Origin of the sequence: Streptomyces sp. NPDC005866, assembly GCF_040629895.1 — a bacterium.
Lineage (GTDB): Bacteria > Actinomycetota > Actinomycetes > Streptomycetales > Streptomycetaceae > Streptomyces.
Genome location: NZ_JBEXWP010000013.1, coordinates 33,352 through 55,835, shown reverse-complemented (window position 1 = coordinate 55,835; position 22,484 = coordinate 33,352). Strand labels below are relative to the sequence as shown.

Genomic DNA, 22,484 nt, shown 5'->3' with positions numbered 1-22,484 from the left:
GGCACCACGATTTGCCTACGCGCGGTAAGTTTCTGGCCATGCCACGTGGACGCCACCGTCATTCCCCGCCCTTGCACAGGCTGTTGCCTCCTTCGGTGATCGCCGGTGTCTCCCTCGTCTGCGCGCTGGGCCCCTGGTTGGTCTCCCAACCGACGGTGCTGCGCACGCTGGCCGCGATCGCCGCGGCGACCGCGGTCGTCGGCGCCGCCGTCATGCGCCGCTGGGACAGCGAGGCGGGCAGGCAGGTGGCTGACCTGTCACGCGCGCGTGCGAGCGACGAGTGGCGCCACGAGGAGCGGATCGCCGAGCTGGAGACCGACCTCGAGGAGTCGCGGGAACTGCGCGCCAAGCTGGAGCAGCGGCTGCGCGCGAAGCGGGCGGAGCTGGCGGGACTGCGCAACGAGCACGCGTCCCTGCTGCGCCGCTACGCCACGGCCGAGACCGAGCGCGCGAGCGCCCTGGAGGGCCGCCGTCTGCTGGAGATCGAGGCCACCGCGCCGTCGAACGCGCTGCTGCCGGCCGCGCGGGCCGCGGAAGAGGCGGAAGGGCCCGAGGAGGCCGTCGAGGAGCTGAGGGCCGAGGACACGACCCCCGCGGTCTTCTCGCCGGAGGGTTCCAAGCTGTTCCTGCGGGCCAAGGTGGCATTGGCCCGGTTCGACGAGGGCGACGCTCCGGCGGTCAAGACCGACACCGGCACCGAGGTTTCGGCGGAGACGGCCGCCGAACCCGAGGCGCCGAAGGGCGAGTCCGCACCGGAGGACGAGGACCAGGGGCAGTCCGAGGCGGTCGACGGGCACACGCGCGCGGCCGCCATCACCACGGCAGAGCCGGAGGACACCGCCGCGGCACCTGCGGAGCAGGACGCCCACGCCTCGACGGCACCGTCGGCGAACTCCGTACAACCCACCGGGCACTTCACGGTGCCGACCGCGGTGGCCGTCCTGCCGGCCGCGCCCATCCCGCGTCCGCTGGTCACCGGCGGGTTCGACTTCTTCGGCACCCAGAAGGGCTCGTCGGCCGGCGGGCCGGAGTCCATGCACAACGAGGACCTCGCGGACGTCGTCGGCCAGGAGGCGCTCGCGCTCCACAAGGCCGAGTCCGAGGCCGAGTTCAAGCCCGCCGACCCGGAGGCCCGGGGGGTCGGACAGGTCATCGACCTGACCGCGCACGATGAGACCGAGCAGATCAACCTCGGGGGTCTGCGCAGCGCCGCCTCCTGAACACGACTGGAGAACCCGCGCCGATCCGGTCCTGAGCTGAGCTGGGCACCCGCAGGCGCTCCGCCTCGGCCCGTTCTCGGGCCCTCCTGGGGCTGTTCTCGGATCGTCCCCGGGCTGTCCTCGGACCGTCCTCACGCCATCCAGCGGTCCGGCCGCGCCGACCGGCGCCCCGTCCGGGACCGCTCGGCCTGCTCCCGCAGCAGCGCCGCCGCCTCTTCCGCGCCCCGCAGACGGGCCGTCACGGTCTTGTCGGCCCCCGTGTCCACATGAACGTCCGCGAGCCGCCACAGCCGCTCCCAGGGCCCCTGCGTCAGCCGTACGCTCTGGACCTTCGCGTGCGGGACCAGCGCCAGGCGCCGGCGCAGCAGCCCGTGCCTCGCGGCGAACACCGTGTCCGTGACCGCTAGCCCGTACCCGCGCCACCACAACGGCACACACCAGCCGGCCCGCCGGGGCGGCCGCAGCAACGCACCGGGCACCGTCACACCGGGCAGCACGCGCGCGACGACCGACTCGGCGACCGCGCGCGGGGCGACCGGCACCAGCACCGAGTTCGCCGACCCGGCCACGTCCAGCTCCACCCGCACCCAGTGCAACGGCCGCCACAGCAGCGGCTCCACGATCCGCACGGTCTGCACGCGGCCCGGCGGCACCGTCTCGTGCGTGCGGTCGAGCAGCCCATGGTCGATGCGCAGCCCGTCCGGGGACTCCGCCAGCGTCCAGTCGTACTCCGTGACGAAACGTCCCACACTGGTCGTGGCCGCCGCACCGAGCAACGGCAGGGCGGTGGCGAGGACCGTCCACACGCTGTGGGTGGCCAGCCACAGCACCGGCGGTACGACGAGTGCGGCGGCCAGGGAGCCCCAGGTGGCGCCCGTCAGCACGAGAGAGAGCGCGAGCTTGCCAGGGGGCACGCGCATCAGCTCGTGCGCCGGCGCCTCGCCGACTTCATGCGCCGTCTCGGGTGCGAATCCGGCGGCGCGCGCCAGCAGTTCCGCGCGGAGCGCACGCGCCTCGCCCTGCCCCAGGAAGGCCAGTTCGTCCTTCTTGTCGGTGCCGACGACGTCGATGCGCAGCTTGGCGACGCCCGCCACGCGCGCGAGGAGCGGCTGGGTCAGGTCGACGGCCTGGATCCGCTCCAGCCGGATGTGCGCGGTGCGCCGGAAGAACAGGCCGGTGCGTATGCGCAGTTCGCTGTCGGTCACCGCGAAGTAGGTGAACCACCAGCTGAGAAACCCGTACAGCGCGCCCGCCGTGACCAGGACGGCGAGTCCGCCCAGGAGCATGGTCGTGGTCAGCTTCGTCAGCTGCTCCTGGGCCTGGTTCGGGTCGTGCACCGCCCAGCCGGTGAGCACCGCGACCGGCGCCCACGCCCGCCGGAACGGCGTCACGGGATGCAGCCGCCGCTCGCCCACGGCCTTGCCGGGGCGTATGGCGCCGCCGACGCCGGGCGCGGTCACAGGCCCGCCGATCGGGCCTCGCCGAGCTCGGTGAGCCGGTCGCGCAGCCGTTCCGCCTCGGCCGGGTCGAGGCCGGGGATGGCCGCGTCGGTGGCGGCGGCCGCGGTGTGCAGTTGGACGCTCGCCAGGCCGAAGTACCGCTCGACGGGCCCCGAGGTCACCTCCACCAGCTGCATCCGCCCGTACGGCACCACGGTCTGCTCGCGCCACAGCACACCACGGCTGATCAGCAGGTCGTCGGCGCGCTCGGCGTACCGCCAGGAGCGCCAGTTGCGGCCGAGCAGCACCCAGCCCCATGCCATCACGGCCAGCGGCAGCAGCGCGAAGGCCGCCCACACCGGGCCCGCGAGCAGACCCGGCAGCAGGCCCACGGCGAGCGCGAGCAGTCCCAGCCACACCACCAGCAGCAGCCGGCGCATCCGAAGCAGGCCGGGCGGCAGCCCCCGCCACACCGGCTCGGTCTCCGTCGCCCCGGCGCCGGCCGGGCTCCCCGTCTCCATAAGGTCAGCGTACGTAGGAGAGACTGGGTCCATGACTCCTACGACGGAGACCACGGTCGGGATCGGCGGCGGCGCGGAGAGCACGGACATGGTGCTCAACATCGGCCCCCAGCACCCCTCCACGCACGGCGTGCTGCGGCTGAAGCTCTTGCTGGACGGCGAGCGGATCCTCACCGCCGAGCCCGTGATCGGCTATATGCACCGCGGCGCGGAGAAGCTCTTCGAGGTGCGCGACTACCGGCAGATCATCATGCTCGCCAACCGCCACGACTGGCTGTCGGCCTTCTCGAACGAGCTGGGTGTGGTCCTCGCCGTCGAGCGCATGCTCGGCATGGAAGTGCCCGTCCGCGCGGTGTGGACGCGCACGCTGCTCGCCGAGCTGAACCGGGTGCTCAACCACCTGATGTTCCTCGGCTCCTACCCGCTGGAGCTGGGCGGGATCACCCCGGTCTTCTACGCGTTCCGCGAGCGCGAGGAGCTCCAGAACGTCATGGAGGAGGTCTCCGGCGGGCGCATGCACTACATGTTCAACCGCGTCGGCGGCCTCAAGGAGGACCTCCCGGCCGGTTGGACCGCACGCGCGCGTGCCGCCGTTTCCGCCGTGCGTTCCCGCATGGGCGTCTTCGACGACCTGGTCCTCGGCAACGAGATCTTCCGCGGGCGCACCCGGGGCGTGGGCGCCCTCGCGCCGGAGGCCGTGCACGCGTACGGCGTGAGCGGGCCCATCGCACGCGCCTCGGGCGTCGACTTCGACCTGCGCCGCGACGAGCCCTACCTGGCCTACGGCGAGCTCCAGGACACCCTCAAGGTGGTCACCCGGGCCGAGGGCGACTGCCTGGCCCGCTTCGAGTGCCTCCTGGAGCAGACGCACAACGCCCTGGACCTGGCCGACGCCTGCCTGGACCGGTTCGCCGACCTGCCGCCGGGACCGATCAACCAACGGCTCCCCAAGGTCCTCAAGGCACCCGAGGGCCACACCTACGCCTGGACCGAGAACCCCCTCGGCATCAACGGCTACTACCTCGTCAGCAAGGGCGAGAAGACCCCCTACCGGCTGAAGCTGCGCTCGGCGTCGTACAACAACATCCAGGTGCTGACCGAACTGCTGCCGGGGACGCTGGTGTCGGACATGGTCGCGATTCTGGGATCGATGTTCTTCGTGGTGGGGGACATCGACAAGTAGGACGCGTGGCGTGGGGTGTGGCGCGCCGCCGTACGTGTCGCGTGTGCGTCAGAGCAGCGGGTTCTGGATGCCCACCGGCTGCAGCAGCCAGCCGAAGTCGCCGAGGCCGCCGGAGGCGGTGAGCTCGGCGGCCTCGCCCGCGCTCGCGAGGGCGCGTACGTAGGCGGCGGGGTGTGTGGAGGCGAGCGTGAGCGGGGGGCGTGCGCCGATGATGCCCAGGGCGCGCAGGGCGTCGCGCTGTGTGCACAGGAGCGCTTCGGGGAGGTCGTACGCCGTGTCGAGCGCCGAGCACGCGTCCAGCGCGACGTGCGCCGTGATGTCGCACGACCCGTCCGGCACGGGCGCCGTCGCGCGCCCCTCACGGAAGCCGGTGAGCGAGCCGAACGGGGGGCGCGTGTCCACGGTGTGCGCATAGTCCACGGCCACCGCGAGCCCCTCCCGCACGCAGGTGACGGCGTCCGCCCACGCCCGGTCCCGGGGCAGCCCGATCTCCGCCCGCAGTCCCGGCTCGCCGCCCAGCGGCCACCACCGCGCGAGCCACTCCGCGTCCGCGCCCGACACCCGCTCTCCGAGCAGCTCGGTGCCGTCGCGCCGGACCCGCACCAGCCGGGGCACACCGGCCGAGTCCACCTCGGCGACGTCGACCGGGACGTTGTCGAGCCATTCGTTGGCGAAGAGCAGGCCGCTGACCGTGCGCGGCAGTTCGGTCAGCCAGGTGATGCGGTCGGGCAGGCCGGGCGGCCGGTCGGCGACCTCGACGGCGCAGGCACGCGCGCGTGCCGCCACGTCGGCGGGCAGCGCGGCGAGCACTCCGGTGACCAGCTCGCCCCGCCCGGCGCCCATGTCGACGAAATCCAGCGTCTCCGGGCACCCCAGCGCCTCGTCGACCCGGCACAGCAGCCCGGCAACGGCCTCGGCGAACAGCCGCGACGCGTGGACCGACGTACGGAAGTGCCCGGCCGGCCCCTCCGGGCGGCGGTAGAAGCCGCCGTTGCCGTACAGGGCCGCCTCGGTGGCCGCACGCCAGCCGCGGGCGTCGTCGGCCGTCTCTACGGTCGCCTCATCCGTCACCGGGCCAGACTAGGCGCACAGGTGATCACCTTCTCCACCTTGCGGAGTACGTGCGCGGAACAGGGATCGGCCCTCCGGTTGACCCCTGCACCTATCGTGCTTCCCTACTCTGGGTTACGTGCAGCGCCTCTATGACTTCCTCCGCAGGAACCCGACATGGGTCGACAGCTTCTGGGCCGTCGTCCTGCTCGGGCTCTCCTGCGTGAGTGTCGTGAATCTCAGCGAGGCGCGCGGCCATCACGGTTCGACCGCCGCCATGCTGGCCGTATCCGTCGTCATGGGCGTGGTGGTGGCGCTGCGCCGCCGTCTCCCGGAGCCGATGCTGGTGCTGGCCGCCGCGACCGGCCTGGCCCAGCTGGTACTGGACGTGGAGACGACCGTCGCCAACTTCGCCATGCTGGTGATCGTCTGCACGGTCGCCGCGGTCGGCGAGCGCTGGGCGTCCCGGTTCGCCCTCTACGCGGGGCTGTGCGCGGCGCCACTGGCGCAGATCCGGTGGCCGGCGGAGAAGACGAGTCTCCTGGGGCACCTGGCGATCGTGGTGTTCCAGGCGGTGCCGTTCGTGCTCGCCTGGGTGCTCGGCGACTCCGTGCGCACCCGCCGTGCCTACTTCGCGCAGCTGGAAGAGCGCGCCGCCCGGCTGGAGAAGGAGCGCGAGGCGCAGGCCAAGGTCGCGGTCGCGGCCGAGCGCGCCCGGATCGCGCGCGAGCTGCACGACGTGGTCGCGCACAACGTGTCGGTGATGGTGGTCCAGGCCGACGGTGCCGCCTACGTCCTCGACGCCGCCCCCGACCAGGCCAAGAAGGCCCTTGAGACGATCTCCTCCACCGGCCGCCAGGCCCTCGCCGAGATGCGCCGCCTGCTGGGCGTGCTGCGCACGGGCGAGCACAAGGAGGTCGGCGAGTACGTTCCGCAGCCCGACGTCGAGCAGATCGACGAGCTCATCGATCAGTGCCGCAGCTCCGGCCTGCCCGTCGACTTCAAGGTCGAGGGCACCCCGCGCCCGCTGCCCAGCGGCGTCGAGCTCACGGCGTACCGGATCGTGCAGGAAGCGCTTACCAACACTCGCAAGCACGGCGGCCCCAACGCGGGCGCCAGCGTGCGGCTGGTCTACTTCGACGACGGACTCGGCCTGCTGGTCGAGGACGACGGCAAGGGCGCCCCGCACGAGATGTACGAGGACGGCGGCGCCGACGGGCAGGGTCACGGCCTGATCGGCATGCGGGAGCGGGTCGGCATGGTGGGCGGCACCCTCGACGCCGGCCCCCGTCCCGGCGGAGGATTCCGCATCAGTGCTCTGCTGCCGCTCAAACCGGCGCATTGACACAGACGCACGCCCCCGTTTGAGACCTGTCCCGCCCCGGAAGACGCGCAACAAACCGACGTACGGAAACGGAAGAGGACCCGATGACGATCCGCGTGATGCTCGTCGACGACCAGGTGCTGCTGCGCACCGGGTTCCGGATGGTGCTCGCGGCACAGCCGGACATGGAGGTCGTCGCGGAGGCGGGCGACGGCGTCGAGGCCCTCCAGGTGCTGAAGTCCACCGAGGTGGACGTCGTGCTGATGGACGTGCGCATGCCCAAGCTGGACGGTGTGGAGACCACCCGCCGTGTCTGCTCTGAGCCCGATGCGCCCAAGGTGCTCATACTGACCACCTTCGACCTCGACGAGTACGCCTTCTCGGGGCTGAAGGCGGGCGCCTCCGGCTTCATGCTCAAGGACGTGCCGCCGGGCGAGCTGCTGGCCGCCATCCGCTCCGTGCACAGCGGCGACGCCGTCGTCGCGCCCTCCACCACCCGGCGGCTGCTCGACCGCTTCGCGCCGATGCTGCCCGCTGCCGGCAAGGAGCCCCAGCACCGCGAGCTGGAAAGGCTCACCGACCGCGAGCGCGAGGTCATGGTGCTGGTCGCGCAGGGACTGTCGAACGGCGAGATCGCGAGCCGGCTGGTGCTCTCCGAAGCCACCGTGAAGACCCACGTGGGCCGCATCCTGACCAAGCTCGGGCTGCGCGACCGGGTGCAGGTGGTCGTGCTGGCCTACGAGACCGGGCTGGTGCGCGCGGGCGGCGGCCACGGCTGACACACGGCATCTGCGGCAGGCGCGGCCGGCGTACGGCACGCGTCGCTAGCGGAGTATCCCTTCCAGGAAGTCGCTGCCGAGGCGGGCGACGACCGTGACGTCCAGCTGGTGCAGTACGTACCGGCCGCGGCGGCGCGTGGTGACCAGGCCCGCCTTCTTGAGCACGCTCAGGTGCCGGGACACCTCGGGCGCCGACAGGCCGTGCACCTGCGCCAGCTCGCTGGTGGTGTACGCGCTGCGCGCCAGGTACCGGCACAACCGCATCCTGACGGGATGGGACAGCGCCGCCATCCGCAGCGTGACCGCCTCCACCGACGCCGGTGAGGCAAGCTCCGGCGAGCCGACCGGATAGTGCAGCACCGGCTGCCAGCCGTAGCGGTGCAGGACCATCAGATGCGGCCAGCCCAGACTCGTGGGCACCAGCAGGAGCCCGTCGGCCTCGGCCACGGCGTGGCCGTCGGTGAGCTTGTCCACGGTGATCCGCGCGCCCGCCTCGTCGAGCGTCACGACCGGCGAGACCGCCGCCAGCGCCTCGGCCAGGCCCTTGCGCCGCAGCAGCTCCGTCTTGTGCCGGGCGTCCGCCGCCAGCTGGTGGCGCAGCCGCGACCAGGCCTCGTCGAAGAACGCCTCGGCGCAGTCCCCCAGGAACCGGCGCAGCCACGCGCGCACACTCGGCGGATCGTCGAGCAGCCGCTGCGCGAACCGGACCTGCTGCGGACCGCGCGAGGCGGCCACCTCCAGCGCCCTGCGGCGCCCGACCGGATCCGACAGGAGGGCCGGTGTCCGCGCGTCGTACGAGAGCACGCACGTGAACTCCAGGGCCGCGTCCACGAACTGTTCGTCCGTCAGCTTGTCGAGCTGGTCGAGCTCCTCGGCGAGTGTGCCGCCCGGGACGGCGCCGGGAACGGCCGCGTACGGCAGGAACAGGTCGGAGAACGTCGTCCGCCACAGGAAGTCCGCCTCGCACATCCGGTCGGCCAGATGCGGCTCCATCCGGGCGCTCACGCCGGTCACCCAGCCCTGGAGGCCGGGATGGTGCCCCGGTTCGGACAGCGCGTGCAGCGCCATGCCGAGCTCGGCCAGCGGCGAGGGCACGACGGCGACCCTCTCCGGCCGCAGCCCCGCGATGTCGATGCGTACGCTCATGTCACCATCGTGCACCCCGCCTCCGACAACGCCCCCTCGATTGACGGGCGCCGTCAATCCACGCGACTGCGGGGCCGTGGGCGCGCAGGCTGGGGAGCCATGAGCATCGTCCAGCAGTTCCTCCTCGACACGTACCGAGCTCAGCAGCACGGGGAGCCCGCGCCGCCCGCGCCCGGCGCGCACGATCTGCGCGTGGCGCGCGCAGCGCGCCAGTACCGCCGCTTCCGCGCCGTCGTCGCCGGGCGGCCAGCGCGGGGGAAGGTGCGCCGCGCCGTGGTGAGGTGGGTGCGCCCCGGCGCGCCGTGACGGGCGCGCGCCGGGCGCTCACGGCGGTGCCGGGTGCCGTGCGTGATGGCTGCGCGCCGGTGGGGGCCCGGTCGCGCCCATGCGGCGGAGCCGCATGTCACATACAGCCCCCGTACAGACCCGCGCCCTACTCGGGCGCTCCAGGCAACCGTGTCACGAAGTCCGCGACCGCTGCCCTCACGTCCTCCGCCGTCCACTCCAGGCCCGCCGCCGTCACCGTCACCTCGGTCACGGCCAGCCCCGGCCCCCTGGACCCCCAGTGGCCGCTGAACAGGTAGGTGCCGGTCTCCTCGGCCTGGCGGACCGCCGCCTCCATGAGCACGTCGCCGTCGTACGGCAGCCAGACCTGGAACTCGTGGGTGTGCGGTTCCTCGGGGAAGACGCGCGTCCAGGGCAGGCCCGCCTCGGCGAAGCCGTCGCGCAGCGCCGAGGCCACCACGCGCGCGTGCCGCACGTAGTCCGGCAGCCGGGGCAGCTCGCGCTCCAGGCCGGCCAGGGCCGCCAGCGCGGTCGGGAACTGCTGGAAGACCGTCCCGCCGTACCGGTGCCGCCAGGTCTTCGCCTCCTCGACGAGGGGCTTCGGGCCGGCCAGCGCGGCGCCGCCGAAGCCTTCGAGGGACTTGTAGAACGACACGTAGACGCTGTCCGCCAGGTCCGCGATCTCGTGCAGGGGGCGCCCGAAGTGGACGGTGGACTCCCACAGGCGCGCGCCGTCGAAGTGCACCACCGCGTCGCGCTCCCGCGCCGCCTCCACGGTCTCCGTGAGCTCTTCCCAGGAGGGCAGCACGAAACCGGCGTCCCTGAGGGGCAGTTCCAGCATCAACGCCCCGAAGGGCTCCTCGAAGTCGCGTATCTCCTGGGCGGTGGGGAGCCGGGGCTCACCGGTGACGCGCACGGTGCGCAGGCCGGCGACCTCGCGAAGGGCGTTGCGTTCGTGGACCTCGGGGTGGGCCAGGGCGTGCAGGGCGACCGTGGGGTTGCCGGTGCGGGCCGCCCAGCAGCGCAGGGCCACCTGCTGGGCCATCGTGCCGGTCGGGAAGAACGAGGCGGCCTCCGTGCCCAGCAGGGCCGCGACGCGCGCCTCCAGGGCCTCGACGACTCCGTTGCCGTAGAGGTCCGCCGGTCCGTCCAGGTCGTACACCTCGGGGGCCGCTTCCTGGAGCCGCGCGAGTCGTTCGCGGAGCGAGGAGAGCGCGCCCACGCGCGCGAGGACGCGTTCGGCCTTCCGGTAGGCGGCCGTGCGCCGCTCTCGCATCCGCTGCTGCGCCGAAGGGGGTTCGTTCGGCTGGTCGTCCTGGGTGCTCGCCGTATCGCTCATGCCCTGGATGATGCCGTGGCCCACCACCGGAGGGCCTCGCATTTTCCGTCCGGGAGGGAAACCCGGAGGGATGTCCGGGAGATGTGACCGGTCACCCACAGCCTGTGGACAGCCAACTGGCGCCGGACCCGATAGCGTTAACATGACGAGAAATCGTCCGGTACCCAGAGCGGACTGGAACGGGAAGGTCACCGTCGCGTGAGTACAGTCCAACAGCCAGACCTCAGTGACCGCCCCGCGCGGCTCACCGTCGGCGTCGTCGGCGCCGGCCGGGTGGGCCCGGCGCTGGCCGCGTCACTGCAGCTCGCCGGGCACCGCCCGGTCGCCGTCTCCGGGGTCTCCGACGCCTCCCGGCGGCGCGCCGAGACGATGCTGCCCGACATCCCGCTGGTACCCCCCGCCGAGGTTCTTCAGCGTGCCGACCTGGTGCTCCTGACCGTCCCCGACGACGCCCTGCCCGGCCTGGTCGCCGGCCTCGCCGAGACCGGCGCCGTACGGCCGGGCCAGCTGCTCGTGCACACCTCCGGGCGGTACGGCGCCAAGGTCCTGGACCCGGCCCTGCGCGCGGGCGCGCTGCCGCTGGCCCTGCACCCGGCCATGACCTTCACCGGGACGCCGGTGGACGTGCAGCGGCTCGCGGGCTGCTCGTTCGGCGTGACCGCGCCCGAGGAGCTGCGGCTGGCCGCCGAGGCACTCGTCATCGAGATGGGCGGCGAACCGGAGTGGATCTCCGAGGAGAACCGTCCGCTCTACCACGCGGCCCTCGCCCTCGGCGCCAACCACCTGGTCACCCTGGTCGCCCAGTCCATGGAGCTGCTGCGCACGGCCGGTGTCGAGGCGCCCGACCGGATGCTCGGCCCGCTGCTCGGCGCTGCCCTGGACAACGCCCTGCGTTCCGGTGACGCGGCGCTGACCGGGCCGGTCGCGCGCGGGGACGCGGGCACCGTCGCCGCGCACGTCACGGAGCTGCGCCGGCACGCCCCGCAGGCCGTCGACGGCTATCTGGCGATGGCCCGCGCCACGGCCGACCGGGCGCTCGCCCACGGCCTGCTGAAGCCGGAACTCGCCGAGGACCTCCTCGGCGTCCTCGCGGGCGGCACTAGCGGCACGAGCGGCACCGAGGGGAACCCCCGATGAGCACCGCCCTGCTGCGCACCGCCGACGAACTGCACGCGCGTGTGCGGCGCGGCCGCCGCGCCGTCGTGATGACCATGGGCGCCCTGCACGAGGGCCACGCGACGCTGATCCGCGGCGCGCGGGAGGTCGCAGGCCCGGACGGCGAGGTCGTCGTCACGGTCTTCGTCAACCCCCTGCAGTTCGGCGCCGGCGAGGACCTCGACCGCTACCCGCGCACCCTGGACGCCGACCTGAAGATCGCCGAACAGGCGGGAGCGGACGCCGTGTTCGCCCCGTCGGTCGAGGAGGTCTACCCGGGCGGGCAGCCCCAGGTGCGGATCACCGCGGGGCCGATGGGCACGTTCCTGGAAGGCGCCTCGCGGCCCGGGCACTTCGACGGCGTCCTCACGGTCGTCGCCAAGCTGCTGCACCTCACGCGCCCCGACGCGGCCCTGTTCGGGCAGAAGGACGCCCAGCAGCTGGCCGTGATCAGGCGCATGGTGGGGGACCTGAACTTCGGCATCGAGATCGTCGGCGTGCCCACGGTGCGTGAGGACGACGGGCTCGCGCTCTCCAGCCGCAACCGCTACCTGTCGGTGGACGAGCGGCGCACGGCGCTCGCGCTGTCGCGCGCGCTGTTCGCCGGGCGCGACCGCCACGCGGCGCAGGAAGCGTTGCGAGCCCGGGCTCGCGAGGTGCCGTCCACGCGGGCGCGTGCCGAGGCGCTCAGCGCCATAGGGGAGTCCCGCGCGGCGGCCGACGCGCACGCCGTCGCCAAGGCCGTGCCGAACGCCGCTGCCGCCGTCCGCGCGGCCGCGCGGACCGTCCTGGACGAGGCCGCCCACTACGACCCGCCGCTCGAACTGGACTACCTCGCCCTGGTCGACCCCTCCGACTTCACCGAGATCGACGACGACTTCACCGGAGAGGCCGTCCTCGCCGTCGCCGCCCGGGTCGGGACGACCCGGCTGATCGACAACATCCCTCTCACCTTCGCCGCTCCCGGAGCCGCCTCGTGACCAGCACAGGCATACGACTGCACGCGCCCGCCCCCGGTTGGTCCATCGACGCGGACGTGGTGGTCGTCGGGTCCGGCGTCGCCGGCCTGACCGCCGCCCTGCGCTGCGAGGCCGCGGGACTGACCACGGTCGTCGTCACCAAGGCACTCCTCGACGACGGCTCCACGCGCTGGGCGCAGGGCGGTGTCGCGGCGGCTCTGGGCGAGGGTGACACCCCCGAGCAGCACCTGGACGACACCCTGGTCGCGGGCGCGGGCCTGTGCGACGAGAACGCCGTCCGGACCCTCGTCACCGAGGGCCCGGACGCGGTACGGCGGCTGATCTCGACCGGGGCGCACTTCGACACCGACGAGGACGGTGACATCGAACTCGCGCGCGAGGGCGGCCACCACCGGCGCCGGATCGCGCACGCGGGCGGGGACGCGACCGGCGCGGAGATCTCTCGCGCGCTGGTGGAGGCGGCTCGCGCGCGGGGAGTGCGGATGATCGAGAACGCGCTGGTACTCGACCTCCTGACCGACGCCGAGGGGCGCACGGCGGGCGTGACCCTGCATGTGATGGGTGAGGGCCAGCACGACGGCGTGGGCGCCGTGCACGCCCCCGCCGTCGTCCTCGCGACCGGCGGCATGGGCCAGGTCTTCTCCGCGACCACCAACCCGTCGGTGTCAACCGGAGACGGGGTGGCCCTGGCGCTGCGCGCGGGCGCGGATGTCTCCGATCTGGAATTCGTCCAGTTCCACCCGACCGTGCTGTTCCTCGGCGCCGACGCGGAGGGCCAGCAGCCGCTGGTCTCCGAGGCGGTCCGCGGGGAGGGCGCGCACCTGGTCGACGCGGACGGCGTGCGTTTCATGGTGGGGCAGCACGAGCTGGCCGAGCTCGCGCCCCGGGACATCGTCGCCAAGGGCATCATGCGGCGCATGCAGGAGCAGGACGCCGAGCACATGTTCCTGGACGCCCGGCACTTCGGCGCCCACATGTGGGAACACCGTTTCCCGACGATCCTGACCGCCTGCCGGGCGCACGGCATCGACCCGGTCACCGAGCCCATCCCGGTCGCGCCGGCCGCGCACTACGCCTCCGGGGGCGTGCGCACCGACGCGCGCGGGCGCACGACGGTGCGCGGGCTGTACGCGTGCGGCGAGGTCGCGTGCACCGGCGTGCACGGCGCGAACCGGCTCGCGTCCAACTCCCTCCTGGAGGGCCTGGTCTACGCCGAGCGCATCGCCGCCGACATCGCCGCGCGGCACGTGGAGAACCGCCTCCACGCGCGCGTGCCCGTTCCGGTCCCGCACCCCGGCAAGCCCGCGCACCCGCTGCAGGTCCCCGAGGCGCGGTTCGCGATCCAGCGGATCATGACCGAGGGCGCCGGCGTGCTCCGCTCCGACGAGTCCCTGACCAAGGCCGCCGAGCAGCTCCAGCGACTGCACACCGAGGCCCGTGACGCCCTCGCCGAGAACGGCAAGACCGCCGAGCCCGGCGTCGACACCTGGGAGGCCACCAACCTCCTGTGCGTCGCGCGCGTGCTCGTCGAGGCGGCCTGGCGCCGCCGGGAGACCCGCGGCTGCCACTGGCGCGAGGACCACGCCGACCGTGACGACGCCGCGTGGCGCCGCCATATCGTCGTACGGCTGAATCCGGACCGGACGCTGGCCGTAGGCACCACAGACACCGCAGACTTCCCCCCGACCCGGCCGCACCAGCCACCCCAGGAGTGACAGACGTGAGCACCAACGACCTTCCCCTCGCCGACGGCGGCGGCTGCGGCGACGGCTGTGCCTGTGGCGCCGAGGGCGAGGAGGAGTACATGGAGTGCGGGCTCGACCCCGCGCTCGCCGAACTCCTCGCCGCCGCCGGACTCGACCCACTGGAGGTCGAGGACGTCGCCAACGTGGCCATCCAGGAGGACCTGGACAACGGCGTGGACGTGACGACCGTCGCGACCATCCCCGAGGAGGCCGTGGCGACCGCCGACTTCGTCGCGCGCGAGGCGGGCGTCGTCGCGGGGCTGCGGGTCGCCGAGGCCGTGGTCTCCGTGGTCTGCACCGACGAGTTCGAGGTTGAGCGGCACGTCGAGGACGGTGACCGGGTCGAGGCCGGGCAGCAACTGCTGTCCATCACCACCCGCACCCGCGACCTGCTCACCGCCGAACGCAGCGCCCTGAACGTCCTGTGCCGGCTCTCCGGCATCGCGACCGCCACGCGCGCGTGGGCGGACGCGCTGGAGGGCACGCGGGCACGCGTGCGTGACACCCGCAAGACCACCCCCGGCCTGCGCTCCCTGGAGAAGTTCGCGGTGCGCTGCGGCGGCGGCGTCAACCACCGCATGTCGCTCTCCGACGCGGCCCTGGTCAAGGACAACCACGTGGTCGCCGCAGGTGGCGTCGGCCCGGCCTTCAAGGCCGTACGCGAGGCCTTCCCGGACCTGCCGATCGAGGTCGAGGTCGACACGCTCCACCAGCTGCGCGAGGTCGTCGACGCGGGCGCCGACCTGATCCTGCTGGACAACTTCACGCCGGGGGAGTGCGAGGAGGCCGTGGCGATCGTCGGCGGCCGCGCGCTCCTGGAGGCGTCCGGACGGCTCACCCTGGAGAACGCGCGCGCGTACGCCGACACCGGCGTGGACTTCCTGGCCGTCGGTGCCCTGACCCACTCCTCGCCGATCCTGGACATCGGCCTGGACCTGCGCGAGGCGGAGTGACCCCATGCTCCTCACGATCGATGTCGGTAATACGCATACCGTCCTCGGGCTCTTCGACGGCGAGGACATCGTCGAGCACTGGCGCATCTCCACGGACGCGCGCCGTACCGCCGACGAACTGGCGGTGCTGCTCCAGGGGCTGATGGGCATGCACCCGCTGCTCGGCGACGAGCTCGGCGACGGCATCGACGGGATCGCGATCTGCGCGACCGTCCCGTCCGTGCTGCACGAGCTGCGCGAGGTCACGCGGCGGTACTACGGCGATGTGCCGGCGGTGCTGGTTGAGCCGGGGGTGAAGACCGGGGTGCCGATCCTCACCGACAACCCCAAGGAGGTCGGCGCGGACCGGATCATCAACGCGGTCGCCGCCGTGGAGCTGTTCGGCGGGCCGGCGATCGTCGTCGACTTCGGTACCGCCACGACCTTCGACGCGGTGTCCGCGCGCGGGGAGTACGTCGGCGGTGTGATCGCGCCCGGTATCGAGATCTCCGTGGAGGCGCTGGGCGTCAAGGGCGCGCAGCTGCGGAAGATCGAGGTCGCCCGGCCGCGGAGTGTGATCGGCAAGAACACGGTGGAGGCCATGCAGGCGGGCATCGTGTACGGGTTCGCCGGACAGGTCGACGGGGTGGTCGGCCGGATGGCGCGGGAGCTGGCGGACGATCCCGACGATGTGACGGTGATCGCGACGGGCGGGCTGGCGCCGATGGTGCTCGGGGAGTCCTCGGTGATCGACGAGCATGAGCCGTGGCTGACGCTGGTGGGGCTGCGGTTGGTGTACGAGCGGAACGTGTCGCGGATGTGAGGTGGCGGGGGTGGCGCGGCGTTTTCACGCCCGCCCCCACCCGTCCCCTCGCCAGGGGCTCGGCTGACGGGCAGGTAGGCCCCACCGAGCGGCGGCGGCCAGGTGGGTGGCCCTGCTGCGCCACACCCGCCCCCTATGTCGAGTTTGTCTGATTTACGCGTATCTTCGGTCCATGCCCACGCCATATGGATCCCGCGGCGGCATGGCGTTCGGTGCGGAGGAGCTGCGTGTGCTCCGCCGTGCTCTCGCCCTCGCCCTTCACCCCGGTCCCGCCTCCGCCGAGGACGTCAAGGACTGTCATCGGCTCGCCGAGTCGTTCGACGAGGCGATGCGTGAGGAGGCCCGGCTGCGCGCCTTCCTGGTGGCCGATCTCGTCCGGTACCGCGCGGCCCTGCCGGGGACCCTCGCCGGTTATCTCGCCCTCCTGGAGGAGGCGCTGGGCGCCGGACACCGTCCCACTCCGGACGACCTCGCCGCGCTGCGGGCGCTGCGCGGGAACCCCGGTGCCGCCGCGCTGCTCGCCCGTTGCCAGGACCTCACGGAGCGCGATGTGCGGGCCCGGCTCGCGCAGGGGGCCCGCAAGGTGCCGGCGCCGGCTGTTCCGGCGTCCAGGGTGCGTCTGACGGCCCTGCCGGGCGGTGTGGCCAAGGAGCCGGAGAAGAAACCGAAGGAGAAGCCCGCCGAGCGGCCCGCCCCGCAGCCCGGGGCCCCCGAGCCCGTCGCGCCGAAACGGCCCATTCCGACCCCGGGCGAGGTCTTCCCCCGGCGCCGGCCCACCCCGCCGCCCGCCGGTCCGCCGCAGCAGCTCGCCGTCGGCTGAGCGGAACCGGCGGCGCAACCCGCGGAGCCGGCCGGGAAAACGGCGGCTCGCGCACATGGGCGACGCTTCGCCCACCCCGCACCTTTCGCCCGGTCCCCCGTGGCTACTGTGGACGCATGGACTATTTCTCCGCGCTGCTGCCTCCGGTCGTCATGGCCATCTTTTTCATCGGTCTGGTCCGGGTGATCGTGAAGACCCAGGGCGGCGCCGCCAAGGCCAAGGAGGACGCCGCCGTCGACGCCGCCCTCGCGCGCGCGGAGAACGCCCGGCAGGCCTCCGCCCCGGGCGGCGACGCCTGATCGCTGCCGGTACCTCCCGGGCGTAGGGCTCGCCGCACGGTCACAGCCGCACCTTCCGGACCGCACGCCCCTTTTGTTGGCCTTTGTTGGCGAAAGTGCACGTCCGGCACGCCATTGGCTGGATCTCCCACTATTGTCTGAGCTGTGCCTCGCCCATTGGGAGAACTCGAAGACGCGGTCATGACGCGGGTGTGGAAGTGGAACCGCCCGGTGACCGTTCGAGAAGTCCTGGAAGACCTCCAGCAGGAACGGTCCATCGCGTACACCACGGTGATGACCGTTTTGGACAATCTCCACCAGAAGGGCTGGGTGCGGCGGGAGGCCGAAGGGCGCGCCTATCGATATGAGGCCGTCTCCACACGGGCCGCCTACGCCGCCGCCCTCATGAACGACGCGTGGTCGCAGAGCGACAACCCGGCCGCCGCTCTCGTCGCCTTCTTCGGGATGATGAGCGACGAACAGCGCCAGGCTCTGCGGGACGCCGTACGGATCGTGCAGGGTCCGGATAGGCCGGAACAGCAGGAACGCGAAGAGCCGGAAGCCCCGCAAGAGGAGAACCCCGGCTCCATGGCGGACCGCGGCGGGCGATAGCGTCCGCTCATGTCAGTGATGCGCCCCGAAGTCACCGCAAAAGCCATCACCGTCCGGCGGGCCCGGACCAGCGATGTCCCGGCGGTGCGCCGACTCCTTGACGCGTACGTCCGTGACCGCATCCTGCTCGACAAAGCCACGGTGACGCTTTACGAGGACATCCAGGAGTTCTGGGTCGCGGAACGCGACGACAACGCCGAGGTGGTCGGCTGCGGCGCACTGCACGTGATGTGGGAAGACCTCGCCGAAGTGCGCACTCTCGCGGTGAAGCCAGGCCTCAAGGGCGCCGGCGTCGGTCATCAGTTGCTGGAGAAGTTGCTGGAGACCGGGCGTTGGCTGGGTGTTCGCCGGGTTTTCTGTCTGACCTTCGAAGTCGAGTTCTTCGGGAAGCACGGGTTCGTGGAGATCGGCGAGACGCCCGTGGACACCGATGTCTACGCGGAGCTGTTGCGTTCCTATGACGAGGGCGTCGCGGAGTTCCTGGGACTCGAACGAGTGAAACCGAACACCTTGGGCAACAGCCGGATGCTTCTGCATCTGTGATCGCCGAGAGGGATCGCGGCGGACAAGAGGCGCATCGGGCATCGGGGCAGAGTTGGCGGGAGATCGGGTCCTTATTCCGGGCGCCTCGCCTTGCCCCGGTGCCCTATGTCCGAAACGCGCAAGTTTCCGGACGTGAGCGGGCCCCTCGGTCTCTCCCAGGGGTTTGTGTTTTTCACGCAAAAGCGGTTTGCTTTCCGACGTACTGCAGTACTGCATATAACAGGGGGCGGCGAAACGGCGGGCGCCGCAGACCCCCGGCCCTCAAGTTATCGATGAAAGGAAATCCGGTGGCACAGAAGGTTCAGGTCCTTCTTGTCGACGACCTCGACGGCGGCGAGGCGGACGAGACTGTGACGTTCGCGCTGGACGGCAAGACGTACGAGATCGATCTCACGACCGCCAATGCGGACAAGCTGCGCGGCCTTCTCGACCCGTATGTCAAGGGTGGGCGTCGTACCGGTGGCCGTGCTTCGGGCGGACGTGGAAAGGCCCGTGCGGCTTCCGGCGGCAGCCAGGACACCGCGCAGATTCGCGCGTGGGCAAAGGAGAACGGCTACGAGGTCAACGACCGCGGCCGTGTTCCCGCGACGATTCGCCAGGCCTACGAGGACGCCAACAGCTGACTGTCCTCCGGCCCGCGGCCCCTACGCCGCAGCCGGACCCGGTGGCACTCGGTGGCCACCGTGTCCACCAGCCGTACCAGATCGGGGGCGCCCCCAACGCCCCCCATGGCCGACAGCGACGAGAGTGTCGGCAGCGAGGCCTCGACCTCGCACCCCGACTCGGGGGGCCGCAACCAGACGGCGGCCCCCTGCACGGGCCCCGCTGGGCATTCGGCGGCTTCGGGAAACGGCCGGGTGCCGGTGGAGACCGGCTCGGGCCGCACCGGAGCGTCCATCAGGCCGTGCGCGCCCAGCGCCCGCAGATCGAGGGCCAGCGCGCCCCACTCCAGCCAGTCCAGCAGCCCCGGCAGTTCCTCCGCGCAGCCCGCGGCTACCAGCAGCCGCATCCGGTCGCCCTGGAGGGCCACCGGAGAGCCCGGCCCCAGATGTCTGAGCGCCTTCGCGCCCGCCCGGACCGGCACGTCCAGCACGTCGAAACGCACGCCCGTGACCAGCCGCAGCGGCTCTCCGGGCGCCGCGGGCACTGTCGCCCAGCCCAGATCGTTCTCGTACCAGTGCCGGAGCCGGGCCGCCCGCCCGTCCGGCCCGACGGCGCAGCCGGAACCCGGTGCCACGGCGCACCCGGAACCGGACGCGACGGCCGAACCGGAACCGGAATCGAGCGGGGGACGAGGGTGAGGGACCGTGGAAGCAGCCAGAGGGACTGTGCCAGCCATGCCAAGTGCAACCGTCACCAGCCCGCCAGAGTTACGCTGGGTGTGCGTGTGAAAGCGCTGAGCTCCCGAAAAGGGGGCGTGTGGGGGTCCGGGGAGACGCAAGGTTGTTCGCCCGTAGCGGAGGGACCGGGGGCATACGGCATGGACTGTCAGTCCGGACGGGTAAGACATCCCTAGTGGGAGGGGGGGCGACACGCAGGCGAGGCCGTCTCACGTTCGCCATCGGCGTACTGGAGGAAGGGGTAACTGCCTGGCCTGCGGGAACATCGTCTCGCACCATCGGGTTGGAGCAGATGTCGGCGTTCGAGGTCAGGAGGCCATCGACGGTGTCGGCAGTTGGAATGAGCGGTCCCCGCTTGCGGGACTAAGCTGCGGAAGGACAGGGAGGGGAAGTTCCCCCCACTGCCTGACCGCTCTGAGGAGCGATTAACGATGTTCGAGAGGTTCACCGACCGCGCGCGGCGGGTTGTCGTCCTGGCTCAGGAAGAAGCCCGGATGCTCAACCACAACTACATCGGCACCGAGCACATCCTCCTGGGCCTGATCCACGAGGGTGAGGGTGTCGCCGCCAAGGCCCTTGAGAGCCTCGGGATTTCGCTCGAGGCGGTCCGCCAGCAGGTGGAGGAGATCATCGGGCAGGGGCAGCAGGCCCCGTCCGGGCACATCCCCTTCACCCCCCGTGCCAAGAAGGTCCTGGAGCTGTCGCTCCGCGAGGCCCTTCAGCTGGGCCACAACTACATCGGCACGGAGCACATCCTGCTCGGCCTGATCCGTGAGGGCGAGGGCGTCGCCGCCCAGGTCCTGGTCAAGCTGGGCGCTGATCTCAACCGGGTGCGGCAGCAGGTCATCCAGCTGCTCTCCGGTTACCAGGGCAAGGAGACCGCCACCGCCGGCGGCCCTGCCGAGGGCACCCCCTCGACGTCCCTGGTCCTCGACCAGTTCGGCCGGAACCTCACCCAGGCCGCTCGTGAGTCCAAGCTCGACCCGGTCATCGGGCGCGAGAAGGAGATCGAGCGGGTCATGCAGGTGCTGTCCCGCCGTACCAAGAACAACCCGGTCCTGATCGGTGAGCCCGGCGTCGGCAAGACCGCCGTCGTAGAGGGCCTCGCCCAGGCCATCGTCAAGGGCGAGGTGCCCGAGACCCTCAAGGACAAGCACCTCTACACCCTGGACCTCGGCGCCCTGGTCGCCGGCTCCCGCTACCGCGGTGACTTCGAGGAGCGCCTGAAGAAGGTGCTCAAGGAGATCCGCACCCGCGGTGACATCATCCTGTTCATCGACGAGCTGCACACGCTGGTCGGTGCGGGTGCCGCCGAGGGCGCCATCGACGCCGCTTCGATCCTGAAGCCGATGCTGGCCCGCGGTGAGCTGCAGACCATCGGTGCGACCACCCTGGACGAGTACCGCAAGCACCTGGAGAAGGACGCGGCCCTCGAGCGCCGCTTCCAGCCCATCCAGGTCGCCGAGCCGTCCCTGCCGCACACGATCGAGATCCTCAAGGGTCTGCGTGACCGGTACGAGGCCCACCACCGGGTCTCCATCACGGACGAGGCGCTGGTCCAGGCGGCCACCCTGGCCGACCGCTACATCTCGGACCGCTTCCTGCCGGACAAGGCGATCGACCTGATCGACGAGGCCGGATCGAGGATGCGCATCCGCCGGATGACCGCTCCGCCGGACCTGCGCGAGTTCGACGAGAAGATCGCCGCCGTCCGCCGGGACAAGGAGTCCGCGATCGACTCGCAGGACTTCGAGAAGGCCGCCTCCCTCCGCGACAAGGAGAAGCAGCTCCTGGCCGCCAAGGCCAAGCGGGAGAAGGAGTGGAAGGCCGGCGACATGGACGTCGTCGCCGAGGTCGACGGCGAGCTGATCGCCGAGGTGCTGGCCACCGCCACGGGCATCCCGGTCTTCAAGCTCACCGAGGAGGAGTCCTCGCGTCTGCTGCGCATGGAGGACGAGCTCCACAAGCGGGTCATCGGCCAGATCGACGCCGTCAAGGCGCTGTCGAAGGCGATCCGCCGTACGCGTGCCGGTCTGAAGGACCCGAAGCGTCCCGGTGGCTCGTTCATCTTCGCCGGCCCGTCCGGTGTCGGTAAGACCGAGCTGTCCAAGGCGCTCGCCGAGTTCCTCTTCGGCGACGAGGACGCGCTGATCTCCCTCGACATGTCGGAGTTCAGTGAGAAGCACACGGTGTCGCGGCTCTTCGGTTCGCCCCCCGGTTACGTGGGCTACGAAGAGGGCGGCCAGCTGACCGAGAAGGTGCGGCGCAAGCCGTTCTCGGTGGTCCTGTTCGACGAGGTCGAGAAGGCCCACCCGGACATCTTCAACAGCCTGCTGCAGATCCTGGAGGACGGTCGTCTGACCGACTCCCAGGGCCGGGTCGTGGACTTCAAGAACACGGTCATCATCATGACGACCAACCTCGGCACCCGGGACATCTCCAAGGGCTTCAACCTGGGCTTCGCGGCCACGGGCGACACGAAGTCCAACTACGAGCGCATGAAGAACAAGGTGTCGGACGAGCTCAAGCAGCACTTCCGGCCCGAGTTCCTCAACCGCGTCGACGACGTGGTCGTCTTCCCGCAGCTCACGCAGGAGGACATCCTGCGGATCGTCGACCTGATGGTCGGCAAGGTGGACGAGCGCCTCAAGGACCGGGACATGGGCATCGAGCTCTCCCAGTCGGCCAAGGAACTGCTGGCCAAGAAGGGTTACGACCCGGTGCTGGGCGCGCGTCCGCTGCGTCGCACGATCCAGCGCGAGATCGAGGACACCCTCTCCGAGAAGATCCTCTTCGGCGAGCTGCGTCCCGGTCACATCGTGGTCGTGGGCACCGAGGGCGAGGGCGAGACCAAGACCTTCACCTTCCGTGGTGAGGAGAAGTCGGCGCTCCCCGACGTCCCGCCGATCGAGCAGGCGGCCGGCGGAGCCGGTCCGAACCTGAGCAAGGAGGCGTAGCCCTTCGGGGTTC

At 71.8% G+C, this 22,484-nt stretch carries 22 protein-coding genes; 16 read left to right on the top strand and 6 right to left on the bottom strand.

The features are described from left to right. Nucleotides 1–38: 38 nt before the first annotated feature. The gene (locus tag ABZ396_RS20505) at nt 39–1,220 is read left to right on the top strand and encodes a hypothetical protein (RefSeq protein ID WP_358921566.1); all 1,182 of its coding nucleotides are present in this window, start codon (nt 39–41) and stop codon (nt 1,218–1,220) included. Between the two features lie 131 nt (nt 1,221–1,351). Here ABZ396_RS20505 and ABZ396_RS20500 read toward each other — a convergent pair whose 3' ends face one another. Beyond that, the gene (locus ABZ396_RS20500; RefSeq protein ID WP_358921564.1) at nt 1,352–2,680 is read right to left on the bottom strand and encodes a PH domain-containing protein; all 1,329 of its coding nucleotides are present in this window, start codon (nt 2,678–2,680) and stop codon (nt 1,352–1,354) included. Then, a complete protein-coding gene (locus ABZ396_RS20495) occupies nt 2,677–3,180 on the bottom strand; it encodes a PH domain-containing protein (RefSeq protein ID WP_358921563.1) in 504 nt (167 codons plus the stop codon). The genes ABZ396_RS20500 and ABZ396_RS20495 overlap by 4 nt, the downstream gene beginning before the upstream one ends. A gap of 31 nt (nt 3,181–3,211) precedes the next feature. Between ABZ396_RS20495 and ABZ396_RS20490 the strand changes: the two genes are divergently transcribed. Further along, complete coding sequence (locus ABZ396_RS20490) at nt 3,212–4,363, top strand: NADH-quinone oxidoreductase subunit D (RefSeq protein WP_358921561.1); 1,152 nt, start codon at nt 3,212–3,214, stop codon at nt 4,361–4,363. A 48-nt stretch (nt 4,364–4,411) separates the two neighbouring features. Here ABZ396_RS20490 and ABZ396_RS20485 read toward each other — a convergent pair whose 3' ends face one another. Beyond that, the gene (locus tag ABZ396_RS20485) at nt 4,412–5,434 is read right to left on the bottom strand and encodes an SAM-dependent methyltransferase (RefSeq protein WP_358921559.1); all 1,023 of its coding nucleotides are present in this window, start codon (nt 5,432–5,434) and stop codon (nt 4,412–4,414) included. Nucleotides 5,435–5,552: 118 nt separating this feature from the next. Between ABZ396_RS20485 and ABZ396_RS20480 the strand changes: the two genes are divergently transcribed. Together ABZ396_RS20480 and ABZ396_RS20475 are read left to right on the top strand one after the other, a co-directional pair. Further along, on the top strand, nt 5,553–6,758 hold the full coding sequence (locus tag ABZ396_RS20480) for a sensor histidine kinase (RefSeq protein ID WP_358921557.1): 1,206 nt from the start codon (nt 5,553–5,555) through the stop codon (nt 6,756–6,758). A gap of 83 nt (nt 6,759–6,841) precedes the next feature. Beyond that, complete coding sequence (locus ABZ396_RS20475) at nt 6,842–7,516, top strand: response regulator transcription factor (protein ID WP_358921555.1); 675 nt, start codon at nt 6,842–6,844, stop codon at nt 7,514–7,516. Between the two features lie 45 nt (nt 7,517–7,561). On the opposite strand, the gene ABZ396_RS20470 is transcribed toward ABZ396_RS20475, so the two are convergent. After that, nucleotides 7,562–8,662: a DUF5937 family protein gene (locus tag ABZ396_RS20470; protein ID WP_358921553.1), complete on the bottom strand. Its 1,101-nt coding sequence runs from the start codon at nt 8,660–8,662 to the stop codon at nt 7,562–7,564. Between the two features lie 99 nt (nt 8,663–8,761). Between ABZ396_RS20470 and ABZ396_RS20465 the strand changes: the two genes are divergently transcribed. Further along, nucleotides 8,762–8,968 (top strand): hypothetical protein, encoded by a 207-nt coding sequence (locus tag ABZ396_RS20465; protein ID WP_358921551.1) that lies wholly within the window; start codon nt 8,762–8,764, stop codon nt 8,966–8,968. A 127-nt stretch (nt 8,969–9,095) separates the two neighbouring features. Here the strand turns inward: ABZ396_RS20465 and ABZ396_RS20460 are convergent, their stop codons facing one another. Continuing rightward, the gene (locus ABZ396_RS20460; RefSeq protein ID WP_358921549.1) at nt 9,096–10,286 is read right to left on the bottom strand and encodes a beta-eliminating lyase-related protein; all 1,191 of its coding nucleotides are present in this window, start codon (nt 10,284–10,286) and stop codon (nt 9,096–9,098) included. A gap of 198 nt (nt 10,287–10,484) precedes the next feature. On the opposite strand from ABZ396_RS20460, the gene ABZ396_RS20455 reads away from it, so the two are divergent. From ABZ396_RS20455 to ABZ396_RS20410, 10 genes are all read left to right on the top strand, one after another. Beyond that, on the top strand, nt 10,485–11,423 hold the full coding sequence (locus ABZ396_RS20455; protein ID WP_358921547.1) for a DUF2520 domain-containing protein: 939 nt from the start codon (nt 10,485–10,487) through the stop codon (nt 11,421–11,423). Further along, nucleotides 11,420–12,421: a pantoate--beta-alanine ligase gene (panC, locus tag ABZ396_RS20450; RefSeq protein ID WP_358921545.1), complete on the top strand. Its 1,002-nt coding sequence runs from the start codon at nt 11,420–11,422 to the stop codon at nt 12,419–12,421. Before ABZ396_RS20455 ends, panC begins: the two co-directional genes overlap by 4 nt. Next, nucleotides 12,418–14,136: an L-aspartate oxidase gene (locus ABZ396_RS20445; protein WP_358921543.1), complete on the top strand. Its 1,719-nt coding sequence runs from the start codon at nt 12,418–12,420 to the stop codon at nt 14,134–14,136. Before panC ends, ABZ396_RS20445 begins: the two co-directional genes overlap by 4 nt. Before the next feature lie 5 nt (nt 14,137–14,141). Continuing rightward, complete coding sequence (gene nadC, locus ABZ396_RS20440) at nt 14,142–15,119, top strand: carboxylating nicotinate-nucleotide diphosphorylase (RefSeq protein ID WP_358921541.1); 978 nt, start codon at nt 14,142–14,144, stop codon at nt 15,117–15,119. Between the two features lie 4 nt (nt 15,120–15,123). Continuing rightward, nucleotides 15,124–15,921, top strand: coding sequence for a type III pantothenate kinase (locus tag ABZ396_RS20435; RefSeq protein WP_089099902.1), 798 nt, complete (start codon nt 15,124–15,126; stop codon nt 15,919–15,921). Nucleotides 15,922–16,123: 202 nt separating this feature from the next. Next, nucleotides 16,124–16,741 (top strand): hypothetical protein, encoded by a 618-nt coding sequence (locus ABZ396_RS20430; RefSeq protein ID WP_358921619.1) that lies wholly within the window; start codon nt 16,124–16,126, stop codon nt 16,739–16,741. Between the two features lie 116 nt (nt 16,742–16,857). After that, nucleotides 16,858–17,040, top strand: coding sequence for a hypothetical protein (locus ABZ396_RS20425; protein WP_358921539.1), 183 nt, complete (start codon nt 16,858–16,860; stop codon nt 17,038–17,040). A 144-nt stretch (nt 17,041–17,184) separates the two neighbouring features. Then, nucleotides 17,185–17,631, top strand: coding sequence for a BlaI/MecI/CopY family transcriptional regulator (locus ABZ396_RS20420; protein ID WP_358921538.1), 447 nt, complete (start codon nt 17,185–17,187; stop codon nt 17,629–17,631). A gap of 9 nt (nt 17,632–17,640) precedes the next feature. Next, nucleotides 17,641–18,174: an amino-acid N-acetyltransferase gene (locus tag ABZ396_RS20415; protein WP_358921536.1), complete on the top strand. Its 534-nt coding sequence runs from the start codon at nt 17,641–17,643 to the stop codon at nt 18,172–18,174. A 287-nt stretch (nt 18,175–18,461) separates the two neighbouring features. After that, on the top strand, nt 18,462–18,797 hold the full coding sequence (locus ABZ396_RS20410; protein WP_358921534.1) for an Lsr2 family protein: 336 nt from the start codon (nt 18,462–18,464) through the stop codon (nt 18,795–18,797). Here ABZ396_RS20410 and ABZ396_RS20405 read toward each other — a convergent pair. Further along, nucleotides 18,776–19,513, bottom strand: a complete 738-nt coding sequence (locus ABZ396_RS20405) for an SCO3374 family protein (RefSeq protein WP_358921532.1) — start codon at nt 19,511–19,513, stop codon at nt 18,776–18,778. The genes ABZ396_RS20410 and ABZ396_RS20405 overlap by 22 nt on opposite strands. A 432-nt stretch (nt 19,514–19,945) precedes the next feature. Here ABZ396_RS20405 and ABZ396_RS20400 point away from each other — a divergent pair, with 432 nt between their 5' ends. Next, a complete protein-coding gene (locus ABZ396_RS20400; RefSeq protein ID WP_358921530.1) occupies nt 19,946–22,471 on the top strand; it encodes an ATP-dependent Clp protease ATP-binding subunit in 2,526 nt (841 codons plus the stop codon). Nucleotides 22,472–22,484 lie beyond the last annotated feature (13 nt).